9 protein-coding genes are annotated in these 13187 nt (G+C 61.6%); 5 read left to right on the top strand and 4 right to left on the bottom strand.

Annotated elements, in window-relative coordinates; translation table 11 throughout:
• Positions 1-74: 74 nt before the first annotated feature.
• The 3 genes from mapR to B0W55_RS07685 all read right to left on the bottom strand — a co-directional run bounded on the left by mapR (position 75) and on the right by B0W55_RS07685 (position 3398).
• Positions 75-1484, bottom strand: a complete 1410-nt coding sequence (gene mapR, locus B0W55_RS07695) for a GntR family transcriptional regulator MpaR (RefSeq protein WP_077045412.1) — start codon at positions 1482-1484, stop codon at positions 75-77.
• Between the two features lie 66 nt (positions 1485-1550).
• Positions 1551-2981 (bottom strand): cytochrome c oxidase accessory protein CcoG, encoded by a 1431-nt coding sequence (gene ccoG, locus B0W55_RS07690; RefSeq protein ID WP_077045411.1) that lies wholly within the window; start codon positions 2979-2981, stop codon positions 1551-1553.
• A gap of 183 nt (positions 2982-3164) precedes the next feature.
• Complete coding sequence (locus tag B0W55_RS07685) at positions 3165-3398, bottom strand: DUF3203 family protein (protein ID WP_077045410.1); 234 nt, start codon at positions 3396-3398, stop codon at positions 3165-3167.
• A 118-nt stretch (positions 3399-3516) separates the two neighbouring features.
• Here B0W55_RS07685 and B0W55_RS07680 point away from each other — a divergent pair, with 118 nt between their 5' ends.
• On the top strand, positions 3517-4020 hold the full coding sequence (locus tag B0W55_RS07680; RefSeq protein WP_077045409.1) for an MgtC/SapB family protein: 504 nt from the start codon (positions 3517-3519) through the stop codon (positions 4018-4020).
• A 119-nt stretch (positions 4021-4139) separates the two neighbouring features.
• On the opposite strand, the gene B0W55_RS30740 is transcribed toward B0W55_RS07680, so the two are convergent.
• The gene (locus B0W55_RS30740; RefSeq protein WP_175645478.1) at positions 4140-4307 is read right to left on the bottom strand and encodes a hypothetical protein; all 168 of its coding nucleotides are present in this window, start codon (positions 4305-4307) and stop codon (positions 4140-4142) included.
• 206 nt (positions 4308-4513) lie between these two features.
• Here B0W55_RS30740 and B0W55_RS07675 point away from each other — a divergent pair, with 206 nt between their 5' ends.
• The 4 genes from B0W55_RS07675 to B0W55_RS07660 all read left to right on the top strand — a co-directional run.
• Positions 4514-6511: an alpha-1,4-glucan--maltose-1-phosphate maltosyltransferase gene (locus B0W55_RS07675; RefSeq protein WP_077045408.1), complete on the top strand. Its 1998-nt coding sequence runs from the start codon at positions 4514-4516 to the stop codon at positions 6509-6511.
• Between the two features lie 184 nt (positions 6512-6695).
• On the top strand, positions 6696-10037 hold the full coding sequence (gene treS, locus B0W55_RS07670) for a maltose alpha-D-glucosyltransferase (protein ID WP_077045407.1): 3342 nt from the start codon (positions 6696-6698) through the stop codon (positions 10035-10037).
• Between the two features lie 2 nt (positions 10038-10039).
• Positions 10040-12274 (top strand): 1,4-alpha-glucan branching protein GlgB, encoded by a 2235-nt coding sequence (glgB, locus tag B0W55_RS07665; protein WP_077045406.1) that lies wholly within the window; start codon positions 10040-10042, stop codon positions 12272-12274.
• A 153-nt stretch (positions 12275-12427) separates the two neighbouring features.
• On the top strand, positions 12428-13187 hold a 760-nt coding region (locus tag B0W55_RS07660), incomplete at its 3' end, for an NAD(P)-dependent oxidoreductase (RefSeq protein ID WP_077045405.1).

The raw sequence follows: 13187 nt of genomic DNA, 5'->3' as shown, positions 1-13187 counted from the left end.
TCCCACATTGGAATGCATGCATCCTGTGGGAACGGGCTTGCTCGCGAAGGCGTCAGCTGTGGCGCCGCAAACGATCAGAACGACCGCACAATCCGCCCCAAGGTCTCCATGGCCTTCTCCGAAGCCTCGGTCCACGGGCTGCCGTAGTTCAAACGAATGCAATTGCTGAAGCGCTGGGCCGGGGAGAATATCGGCCCGGGCGCAATGCTGATCCCTTGGGCCAGCGCCATCTGAAACAATTTCAACGAATCCATCTGCGGTGGCAGTTCCAGCCACAGGAAGTAGCCGCCGGCCGGCTGGCTGACGCGCGTCTCGGCAGGGAAATAGCGGGCAATCGCCGCCATCATGGCGCTTTGCTGTTCTTCCAGGGCGTAGCGCAGTTTGCGCAGGTGACGGTCATAGCCGCCATGTTGCAGATAATCGGCGATCGCAGCCTGGGCCGGCATGGAAGCGCAGAGTGAAGTCATCAATTTCAGGCGCTCGATCTTCTGCGCATAGCGCCCGGCGGCCACCCAGCCGACGCGATAGCCTGGGGCCAGGCTCTTGGCGAACGAGCCGCAATGCATCACCAGGCCCTCGGTGTCGAATGCCTTGGCCGGTTTCGGCGCCTGCTGGCCGTAATACAACTCGGCGTAGACATCATCTTCGATCAGCGGTACCTGATGCTGGCGAAGCAATTGCACCAGTTCCTGTTTCTTTTCCTCGGGCATCGTCGCACCCATGGGGTTCTGAAAGCTGGTCATGCACCAGCAGGCCTTGATCGGATGCCGTTCCAGGGTTTGCGCCAGCACCCCAAGGTCGATGCCGTCGCGCGGGTGTACCGGGATTTCCACGGCCTTGAGTTTCAATCGTTCGAGAATCTGCAGGCAGGCATAGAACGCCGGTGCTTCGATGGCCACCAGATCGCCCGGCTCGGTCACGGCTTGCAGGCACAGGTTCAACGCTTCCAGGGCGCCATTGGTGATCAGCAGTTCTTCCATCGGCAGCATCAGCCCGCCGACCATGTAGCGCAGGGCGATTTGCCGACGCAGTTGCGGGTTGCCCGGCGACATGTCGGTGACCACCATGCGCGGGTCCATCTCGCGGCTGGCGCTGGCCAGCGAGCGCGACAGACGTTGCAGCGGGAACAGCGTGGGGCTGGGGAACGCCGAGCCGAACGGCACGGTGTTCGGGTCCTTGATCGAGTCGAGCACCGAGAACACCAATTCGCTGACATCGACTTCGGTGGACTCGTTGACCTGGCTGCTGATCACTGGCTCGGAAAACGGCCGTGGTGTCAGGGCGTTGACGAAGTAACCGGAGCGCGGCTTGGCGCGGATCAGGCCGCGACGCTCCAGCAGGTAATAAGCCTGGAACACCGTGGACGGGCTGACCCCGTAGGTCTGGCTGGCATAACGCACCGACGGCACGCGCTGGCCTGGACCGAGAACGCCGGAGCGGATCAGTTCAGCGATGTCATCGGCGAATTTTTCGTAGCGTTTCATCGATATCCCGCAATGGAATTGTTTCAAAATTGCTGTTGTGGCAAGCAAGCACAGCAGTCTAAGGGATCAACGGTTCATCGGCGCAACAAACCGGCTGTTGGCCACGCTGAAGACGCCAGGCTCGTCGCTGTCGATCACCTTGAAGCCGATGCTCTGCGAACTGCTGCTTGGCTGTTGCGTGGTCATCGCCACCGACACCGGTACATCGACAATCTCCCCCGGCGCCAGGCTCAGCTCGGTCTTGCCCTGCAGCTGGAAGCCTTCGCTGTCCACGAGGGTCAAGTGATAATCCTGACGCTGCTGGGTCTTGTTGATGACTTTCAGGCTGTAGATGTTTTCGATCTGGCCCTGGCTGTTCTCGCGGAACAGGCCCCGGTCCTTGCTGACGTCCAGCGACACCATCGGCCGTTCGATCAACGCGATCACCAGCGCAGCAATCATCACCAGCAGCACGGCGGTGTAACCGAGCAGGCGTGGGCGCAACAGGTGGGTCTTGCCGCCCTGCAATTCGCGCTCGGAGGTATAACGGATCAGCCCACGCTCGTAGCTCATCCTGTCCATGATCGAATCGCAGGCGTCAATGCACGCCGCGCAACCGATGCACTCCATCTGCAGACCGTCGCGAATGTCGATGCCAGTAGGGCAGACCTGCACGCAAACCTGGCAATCGATGCAATCGCCCAAACCGACTTCGGCCGGCTTCACCTCACGTTTGCGCGGCCCACGGTTTTCGCCGCGCGCCACGTCGTAGGAAATGGTCAGGGTGTCCTTGTCGAACATCACGCTCTGAAACCGTGCGTAGGGGCACATGTGCATGCACACCGCTTCACGCAGCCAGCCGGCATTGATGTAGGTGGCGCCAGTGAAAAACAGCACCCAGAACAGGCTGACGCCGCTCAATTGCAGGGTCAGCAGTTCTTCGGCCAGGGGGCGGATCGGCGTGAAGTAGCCAACGAAGGTCAGGCCGGTCAGCAGGCTGATGGCCAGCCATAACGTGTGCTTGGCCGATCGGCGCATCAACTTGTTCACGCCCCAGGGCGCCGCCTGCAATTTGATGCGCTGATTGCGCTCGCCCTCGGTGATCTTCTCGCACCACATGAAGATCCAGGTCCAGGAGCTCTGCGGGCAGGTATAGCCACACCAGACCCGGCCGGCGAACACAGTGATCGCGAACAGGCCGAACGCGGCGATGATCAGCAGCGCCGACAGCAGGATGAAGTCCTGGGGCCAGAATGTGGCGCCAAAGATGTGGAATTTGCTTTCGGAAAGGTCCCACAGCACGGCTTGCCGGCCGCCCCAGTTCAACCACACCGTGCCGAAGAAGAGCAAGAACAGAACCCCCGCGCCGCTGATGCGCAGGGAACGGAACAGGCCGGTGAAGCTGCGGGTGTGGATCAGGTTGTCGCTGGACTTGGCCTTCATCTTTGGACGCGAAGGCTCGACAGTCTTGACTGGCGTTGCGCTTTCCAGGGTTCGGACGGGGATTCTCTCGCTCATGGTCTTCCGCTCATCAGCCTCCATCAGGCGTGAGCACTATGAGCGGCGATCTGTTTGCGTAACAGACTCAGGTATTGCTTTAAAAACCGGATCAGATGGGCGCGTGAAAGCCGCCTGCGACAAGTTGAAGCACTTGCCGCGGCGGGGTGCGAGCGCCTGTATCAAGGGCTCGCACCTTGTCAGTCAAATCACCGAATCACTGCTGGTAGCCTTCAGGTGCCGGCGACCATCGACGGCACCTGCTACGGTCAATGCATCAGCTTCTGCTTCGGTGATGTAGATGCGCTGGCCGTTGAGGTCTACCGCCGACATGGATTTCTCACCGTCAGTGATGATCTTCACATCCGGCCCCAGGCGAATTTCCTCGCCATTCTCGGTGGTAAAGAAGCAGGTCTGGTTCTCGATGCGCACGGTCATGGCGTGATCCTTTTTTCAGGCTGATGAACGTTAGGGCACGGCCTGCAGCCATCGTTCTGTGCAACCGATTAATGGTCGGCGCGGTCCATCCTCCATCGACCTTCACAAGGACAGCGTCATGAACGCCTGGTGGCATGAAGTCTGGGTGACCCTGCAAGCGGAATTCGCCGACATCGGCGATGCCACGCAATTGACCCGCATCACCGTGCGCCTGCTGATGGCGGCGGTATTGGGCGGGATTCTCGGTTTCGAACGGGAGCACAAGGGCAAGGCCGCCGGTGTGCGCACTCACATGCTGGTGGCCCTGGGCGCGGCGCTGTTCGTGTTGGTGCCGCAGATGTCCGGTTCCCAGGCCGATGCCATGAGCCGGGTGGTGCAAGGGGTGATCGCCGGGATCGGCTTCCTGGGGGCGGGAACCATCCTGAAAAACCAGGAGGGTGATGAAGGTCACGTCAAGGGCCTGACCACCGCCGCCGGGTTGTGGATGACCGCCGCCATTGGCGTGTCGGCCGGGTTGGGGCGAGAAGCCACGGCGGTGGTCAGTACGTTTCTGGCGCTGGCGATTTTCAGTGTGATGCCCAGGGTCGTGAAGCTGTTCGATAAAAACCGCGACGCCCTGTAGGCGCGAGCATGCTCGATATGAACCTTGGAGCGCCGCGGGGCATCAGTTGCCCCGCGTCATCATTGACGTCCATCGCGAGCGAACTCGCTCCTACAGGTATGGCGATCATCATTGTGTCGTCATTCAGGATTGACAATCACCGGCGGCATGGTGGTCGGCGGCTCTTCCCGTGGCGGCGCCGTGGTACCCGGCGGGTCCTGTTCCGGCACCGGTTGCGGGTCGGTCGGCGGGATCACCGGGTCGTCGATGTTCGGATCGGGGGTTTCAGCCGGGAACGGATTGGTCATGGTTCGAGCCTCCAGTGGCACATGGCGTGAGTCGTGCTTAAGTTGGTTGACCACCGTGCGGGTCATTTGATTCCGGGCAATTTTCGCTGAACTTTTCCCCGGGCCAGTGGCTCGGAACCTAAGTGAGTTCATTCGGCGAGGGATCTACCGATGTGGATGACTATCAGACACAAGAGCGTCCTTGGGGCGTAAAGGAGAGATGCTCGATGACTGCTGAAAAACCGACTGAGTTGAGCTACAACCCGCATATTCCGCTGTCTCAGGCCCTGTTACTGCCGCGCATCGCAATCGAAGACACCATGCCGACCCTCGATGGCGGGCAGTTCGCTGTCAAAGCCGTGGCCGGGCAGGATGTGGTGGTCAGCTGCAAGGTATTTGCCGACGGCCACGACAAGCTGGCCGTGCGCATCCGCTGGCGCGCGGATGGCGAAGAGGTCTGGCATGCAGAGGTCATGAACGATCTGGGCAACAACGGTTGGCAAGGGCGGTTCCGCGTCCGGGATCAGGGCCGACATGTGTTCTGCATCGAAGCCTGGATCGACCAATTCGCCAGTTTTCGCTACGAACTGGAAAAAAAACACGCCGCCGCCGTTCCCGTCAGCCTGGAGCTGCAGGAAGGTCGCCTTCACGTGCAACAGGCAGCGGAACGTTCCGAAGGGCAACTGAGCGAACAACTGGCGGCGTTGCACCACGAACTGTCAGGGCTGCTGGAAACCGAGCAGGTGGCGCTGTTTCTGCACCAACGTAGCGCCGAGTTGATGGCCCAGGCCGATCACCGCGCCTTTTTGAGCCTCAGCCCCGAATACCCGATTGATGTCGAGCGCGAACTGGCGCAGTTCGCCAGTTGGTATGAATTGTTCCCCCGATCGATCACCGACGATCCGGCTCGCCACGGCACCTTCAACGATGTGCATTCACGCCTGGCGATGATTCAGGACATGGGCTTCGACGTCCTGTATTTCCCGCCGATCCACCCGATCGGCCGCAGTTTCCGCAAAGGCCCGAACAATTCCCTGACCGCTGGGCCCGATGATCCGGGCAGCCCGTATGCCATCGGCAGCGAGGAGGGCGGTCACGAAGCGATTCACCCGCAACTGGGCAGTCGCGACGATTTTCGGCGGCTGGTGGCGGCGGCCAGGGATCACGGCCTGGAAATCGCCCTCGATTTCGCCATCCAGTGTTCCCAGGACCACCCGTGGCTGAAACAGCACCCTGGCTGGTTCAACTGGCGCCCGGACGGCACGATCAAATACGCGGAAAACCCGCCGAAGAAATACCAGGACATCGTCAACGTCGACTTCTATGCGGTCGAGGCGATTCCCAGCCTGTGGGTCGAATTGCGCGATATCGTCGTCGGTTGGGTGCTCGAAGGCGTGAAGCTGTTTCGCGTCGACAACCCCCACACCAAGCCGCTGCCGTTCTGGCAATGGCTGATCGCCGATGTGCGGGCGCTGTACCCCGAAGTGATTTTTCTCGCCGAGGCCTTTACCACCCCGGCAATGATGGCGCGACTGGGCAAGGTCGGTTACTCCCAGAGCTACACCTACTTCACCTGGCGCAACACCAAGCAGGAACTGGCGACCTATTTCAGCGAACTCAACGAGTCGCCGTGGCGCGAATGCTACCGGCCGAACTTTTTCGTCAACACCCCGGACATCAACCCGGCGTTCCTGCACGAATCCGGGCGCGCGGGTTTTCTGATCCGCGCGGTGCTGGCGACCATGGGTTCAGGCCTGTGGGGCATGTATTCGGGCTTTGAGCTGTGCGAGTCGGCACCGATTCCAGGCAAGGAGGAGTACCTGGATTCCGAGAAGTACGAGATCCGTCCCCGGGACTTCACCGCGCCGGGCAACATCATTGCCGAAATCGCCCAGCTCAACCGCATTCGGCGGCAGAACCCGGCGCTGCACACGCACCTGGGGCTGAAAATCTACAACGCCTGGAATGACAACATCCTGTACTTCGGCAAGCGCAGCGCCGACGGCAGCAATTTCATCCTGGTGGCGGTGTGCCTGGACCCGCATAACGTGCAGGAGGCGAATTTCGAACTGCCGCTGTGGGAAATGGGCCTGCCCGACGACGCCAGCACCCAGGGCGAAGACCTGATGAACGGCCATCGCTGGACCTGGCACGGCAAGTACCAATTCATGCGCATCGACCCGGCGTATCAGCCGTTCGGCATCTGGCGGATTACCACTGCTTAGAAACACCCCAAAACCCCGTGGCGAGGGAGCTTGCTCCCGTCCGGCTGCGCAGCAGCCGTAAACCTGCCAACTCGGTGTGACTGACGAAATACAAGGGGTCGCTGCGCAACCCATCGGGAGCAAGCTCCCTCGCCACAGAGCAGGCGTTAACGCCTGCTTGGCTTTAATTTTTCAGGAGTTACAAATGGCGAAGAAACCCAAGGCTGCCACCTTCATCAAGGACCCGCTCTGGTACAAGGACGCGGTGATCTATCAAGTGCATGTCAAATCGTATTTCGACTCCAATAACGACGGTATCGGCGATTTTCCCGGGCTGATCGCCAAACTCGACTACATCGCCGATCTGGGTGTCAACACCATCTGGCTCTTGCCGTTCTATCCCTCTCCACGCCGCGACGACGGCTACGACATCGCTGAATACCGTGGCGTGCACGCCGACTACGGGACCATGGCCGACGCCAAGCGCTTCATCGCCGAGGCGCACAAGCGCGGTCTGCGGGTGATCACCGAACTGGTGATCAACCACACCTCCGACCAGCACGCCTGGTTCCAGCGCGCGCGCAAGGCCAAGAAAGGCTCGGCGGCGCGGGACTTCTATGTGTGGTCCGATGACGACCAGAAGTACGACGGCACCCGCATCATTTTCCTCGACACTGAAAAGTCCAACTGGACCTGGGACCCGGTCGCCGGCCAATACTTCTGGCACCGCTTCTATTCCCACCAGCCCGACCTGAATTTCGATAACCCCCAAGTGATGAAAGCCGTGCTGTCGGTGATGCGCTACTGGCTGGACATGGGCATCGACGGCCTGCGCCTGGACGCCATTCCGTACCTGATCGAACGCGACGGCACCAACAACGAAAACCTGCCCGAGACCCACGACGTCCTCAAGCAGATCCGCGCCGAAATCGATGCCAACTACCCGGACCGCATGCTGCTCGCCGAAGCCAATCAATGGCCGGAAGACACCCAGCTGTACTTCGGCGATACCGACAAGAAAGGCCTCAACGGCGACGAATGCCACATGGCGTTCCACTTCCCGCTGATGCCGCGCATGTACATGGCGCTGGCCCAGGAAGACCGCTTCCCGATCACCGATATCCTGCGCCAGACCCCGGAAATCCCGGCCAATTGCCAGTGGGCGATCTTCCTGCGCAACCACGATGAACTGACCCTGGAAATGGTCACCGACAAGGAACGTGACTACCTGTGGAACTACTACGCCGCCGACCGTCGGGCGCGGATCAACCTGGGCATCCGCCGGCGTCTGGCGCCGTTGATGGAGCGTGATCGTCGGCGCGTCGAGCTGCTCAACAGCCTGCTGCTGTCGATGCCCGGCACGCCGACCCTGTATTACGGCGATGAAATCGGCATGGGCGACAACATTTATCTGGGCGACCGCGACGGTGTGCGCACGCCCATGCAATGGTCGATCGACCGCAACGGCGGCTTCTCCCGCGCCGACCCGGCCAGCCTGGTGCTGCCGCCGATCATGGACCCGCAATACGGGTACCTGTCGGTCAACGTCGAAACCCAGGCGGGCGATCCGCACTCGCTGCTCAACTGGACCCGGCGCATGCTCGCGGTGCGCAAGCAATCCAAGGCATTCGGCCGTGGCACGCTGAAAATGCTGTCGCCGAGCAACCGCCGGATTCTGGCCTACACCCGGGAATTCACCGGCGCCGACGGCAAGCATGAAATCATTCTGTGCGTGGCCAACGTGTCGCGCAGCGCACAGGCGGCGGAACTGGACTTGTCAGCGTACGTCGGCATGGTGCCGGTGGAAATGCTCGGTGGTAACGCTTTCCCGCCCATCGGCCAGCTCAACTTTCTGCTGACCCTGGCGCCTTACGGCTTCTATTGGTTCGTGCTGGCGGCGGAAAACCAGATGCCGAGCTGGCACGTGGAACCGGCGCAAAGCCTGCCGGACTTCACCACCCTGGTGTTGAAAAAACGCATGGAAGAACTGCTCGAGGCCCCGACCCGCGCCACCCTCGAGAAAGAGATCCTGCCCACTTGGCTGCAGAACCGTCGCTGGTTCGCCGGCAAGGACGCGGCCATCGAGCAAGTCAACCTGGCCTATGGCGTGCGTTTCGGTGATGCGCAGCACCCGGTGCTGCTGAGCGAAATCGAAGTCACCAGCGCCGGCCAGACCCACCGCTATCAACTGCCGTTCGGTTTCATCGCCGAGGATCAGGTCGGCCCCGCACTGCCGCAGCAACTTGCGTTATCAAGGGTTCGCCGTGGGCCGCAGGTGGGCTTGATCACCGATGCGTTCAGCCTGGAAAACTTCATCCGCACCGTGTTGCAAGGTATGCAGGACAACCTGGTACTGGCCTCGGACGGTGGCGAGATCCGCTTCGAACCCACCGACGAGTTGGGCAAACTGGGCCTTACAGCTGAGTCGGAGGTGCGCTACCTGTCCGCCGAACAGTCCAACAGTTCGGTGGTGGTCGGCAAAAGCCTGGTCCTGAAACTGATCCGCAAAGTCGCGTCCGGCGTGCACCCGGAACTGGAAATGAGCGCCTACCTGACCGAAGCCGGGTTCGCCAATATTTCGCCGCTGCTCGGCTCGGTGGTGCGCCGTGGCACCGATGGCGAAGACAACCTGCTGATGATCGCCCAAGGTTATTTGAACAACCAGGGCGATGCCTGGGAGTGGACCCAGAACAACCTCGAACGGGCGTTGCGCGACGAATTGGCAGACGCCATGTCCGAGCAGGAACAGCACTACAACGCCCTGGGTGAACTGAAAGACTTCGCTGGCATGCTCGGCCAACGCCTGGGCGAAATGCACCAGGTGCTGGCAGCGCAGACCGACAACCCGGACTTCGAACCCCACGTCACCACGCAAAAGGAAGCGCTGGCCTCGGCCAAGGATGTGGCGGCGCAGATCGAGCGTGCGCTGGCGTTGCTCAAACAGCATCAAAACGAACTGAACCCGGCGGACAAAACCCTGGTCAGCCGTTTACTGGACAACAGGAAAGCCATCCTCAGCCACGTCCAGGCGCTGGGGAAACAGACGGCCGGTGGCTTGCGCATCCGCGTGCATGGCGACCTGCATCTGGGCCAGGTGCTGGTGATCAAGGGCGACGCCTACCTCATCGACTTCGAGGGCGAGCCGGCGCGGCCGCTCAACGAACGACGGGGCAAGCACAGCCCGTACAAGGATGTCAGCGGCGTGCTGCGATCCTTCGACTATGCAGCGGCGATGACCATCAACGTGCATAACGTCGACAACACTGCCCAAGCCCAGGCCGCCCGTCAGCGGGTCGCCGAACGTTACCTTCGCGAAGCCCGACAGGCATTTGTCGACGCTTATCGGCTGGCGGCAGCTACGCTTGGCCATGCGTGGCAAGATCCACAAGGCGAGGACGCTGCACTGGCGTTGTTCGGTCTGGAGAAGGCAGCGTATGAAGTGGCCTATGAGGCGGAAAACCGCCCCACCTGGCTGCCCGTGCCATTGCACGGTCTATTTGGATTATTGAGTGGGCTTAAACCCTTTTCCGATCTTGGTGGAGAGTAGTCATGAGTTTCTCAAACAAGGAACAGGGTCATCATCACCGCGAAGCGCTGCTCCCCGGTGCGAAGGACATCGATGCACTGGTGCGAGCCGAGCATCACGACCCTTTCTCGATTCTCGGCCCCCATGGCGATGGCGCCGGCGGGCAGTTCATCCGGGCCTATCTGCCCGATGCATTGAGTGTGCAAGTGCTGGCCAGAGATTCCGGGGAGGAACTGGGCAGCCTTGAGGCGACCCAGACCCCGGGGCTGTTCGTCGGCCACTTCGACCGGGCCCAACCCTATCTGCTGCGTACCCGCTGGGCCGGTGGCGAGCAGGTCACGGAAGATCCCTACAGCTTCGGCCCGTTGCTCGGCGAGATGGACCTGTACCTATTCGCCGAAGGCAATCATCGGGATCTGAGCAGTGCCCTGGGGGCGCAGCTCAAGACCGTGGACGGTGTCGACGGCGTGCGCTTCGCCGTGTGGGCGCCGAACGCCAAACGGGTGTCGGTGGTGGGCGACTTCAACAACTGGGACGGTCGCCGCCATCCCATGCGCCTGCGCCACCCCACCGGAGTCTGGGAGGTGTTCATTCCACGGATGCAGGCCGGTGAGGCCTACAAATACGAAATCCTCGGCGCCCACGGCATTTTACCGTTGAAGGCTGACCCCATGGCGCTGGCCACCAGCCTGCCGCCGGACACCGCGTCGAAAGTGGCGCCGCCGCTGAACATCGACTGGCAGGATCACGACTGGATGCAGTCGCGCGCCGAGCGTCAGAAGCCGTCCGCACCGTTGTCGATCTACGAGTTGCACGCCGGGTCCTGGCAGTGCGAGCTGGATGACCTGGGCGAAGTGGCGCGCCAGTACTCCTGGCCGGAACTGGCCGAGCGGCTGATTCCCTATGTCAAGGAACTGGGTTTCACCCATATCGAACTGATGCCGATCATGGAGCACCCGTTCGGTGGGTCCTGGGGCTATCAACTGCTGTCGCAGTTCGCCACCAGCGCCCGCTATGGCAGCGGCGATGAATTCGCCGCCTTCGTCAATGCCTGTCACCAGGCCGATATCGGGGTGATTCTCGACTGGGTGCCGGCGCACTTTCCCACCGATACCCATGGCCTGGCGCAGTTCGACGGCACCGCGCTGTACGAATACGGCAACCCCCAGGAGGGCTTCCATCAGGACTGGGACACGCTGATCTACAACTTGGGGCGCACCGAAGTGCACGGCTACATGCTGGCGTCCGCGCTGCACTGGCTCAAACACTTCCATGTCGACGGCCTGCGGGTGGATGCAGTGGCGTCGATGCTCTACCGCGATTACTCGCGCAAGGCCGGTGAATGGGTGCCGAACCGCCACGGCGGTCGCGAGAACCTGGAAGCCATCGACTTCCTGCGCCACTTGAACGATGTGGTTGCGCTGGAGGCACCGGGCGCGCTGGTGATCGCCGAGGAATCCACGGCCTGGCCGGGCGTCAGCCAGAGCACGCAACAGGGCGGCCTGGGGTTTGCCTACAAGTGGAACATGGGCTGGATGCATGATTCGCTGCATTACATCCAGCAAGATCCGGTGTACCGCGCCCATCACCACAACGAACTGAGTTTCGGCCTGGTGTATGCCTGGTCCGAGCGGTTCATCCTGCCGATCTCCCATGACGAAGTGGTGCACGGCAAGCATTCGCTGATCGACAAGATGCCCGGTGACCGCTGGCAGAAATTCGCCAACCTGCGGGCCTACCTGAGTTTCATGTGGACCCATCCGGGCAAGAAGCTGCTGTTCATGGGCTGCGAGTTCGGCCAGTGGCGCGAGTGGAATCACGACCAGCAGTTGGACTGGTACCTGCTGCAATATTCGGAACACAAGGGCGTGCAGAAACTGGTGGGCGACCTCAACCGCCTGTACCACGACGTGCCGGCCTTGCACGAGCAGGACGACGTGCCGCAGGGCTTCCAGTGGCTGATTGGCGACGACGCGATCAACAGCGTCTACGCCTGGCTGCGCTGGAGCAAGGACGGCAAGCCGGTGCTGGTGGTGGCCAACTTCACCCCGGTGCCCCGTGAGGCTTACCGTATTGGCGTACCGTTCGCCGGGCGCTGGAAAGAGTTGTTCAACAGCGATGCGGCGACCTATGCCGGGTCCAACTATGGCAACAACGGCGGGGTGGATGCCGAGGCAACGGCCAGCCATGGCCAGGCGTTGTCGCTGGTGCTGAACCTGCCGCCGTTGGCGGTGTTGATCTTGAGTCCGGAGGGCTGATTCAGGACCGCGTCGCTTCCTTCGCGAGCAAGCCCGCTCCCACAGTGTTTTTGGTCGTTCACATCATTTGTGTACACCCACAAACCTGTGGGAGCGGGCTTGCTCGCGAAGCTTTCAGGGATCTCACATTGTAATGTGTGCAGGAGGGTAATCATGCAAATCGGATTCATCGGCCTGGGCTCCATGGGCAAGGGCATGGCGGCCAATCTGCTCAAGGCCGGGCATCAGGTGCGGGTGTGGAATCGCAGCCCGGCTGCGGTGCAGGCATTGGTAGAGCAGGGCGCCGTCGCCACCAGCCACCCCACCGAGGCCTTCGATGCCGACGTAGTGATCAGCATGCTCGCCGACGACACCGTGACCCGCCAGGTGCTGATCGACAGCGGTGCGCTGGCGTCGAGCCGGCCGGGTTTGATCCACCTGAGCATGGCGACGCTGTCGGTGGATTTCATTCGGGAAATGGCCGAACTGCATGCCAGCGCCGGCGTCGAGTTGATCGCCGCACCCGTGTTCGGCCGCAACGACCTGGCCGAATCCGGCATGCTCAACATCACCGTCGCCGGCCCGCAAGCGGCCATCGCCAAGGTTCAGCCGCTGCTGGACGTACTGGGGCAGAAAACCTGGCCGATGGGGGCAGATCCGGTCAACGCCGGCATCCTCAAGATCGCCACCAACATGATGCTGATCAGCGCCATCGAAGCCACGGGCGAGGCAATGGCCCTGACCCAGAGCTATGGCGTGGCCAATCAGGATTTCGTCGATTTCATCACCAGCACCCTGTTCGCGGCGCCGGCCTACAAGGTTTACGGGCCGAAGATTGCCCGGCGTGAAACCGAGGGGGCGGGGTTCACCTTGCGCCTGGGTTTGAAGGATGTGGGGTTGGCGTTGAAAGCGGCAGAGCCGAACCATGTGCCGC

Origin of the sequence: Pseudomonas sp. KK4 (genome assembly GCF_001984065.1) — a bacterium.
In the GTDB taxonomy this organism is placed as follows: domain Bacteria; phylum Pseudomonadota; class Gammaproteobacteria; order Pseudomonadales; family Pseudomonadaceae; genus Aquipseudomonas.
Note: the sequence above shows the minus strand (reverse complement) of the source record. Positions and strands in the feature narration are given on the sequence as shown.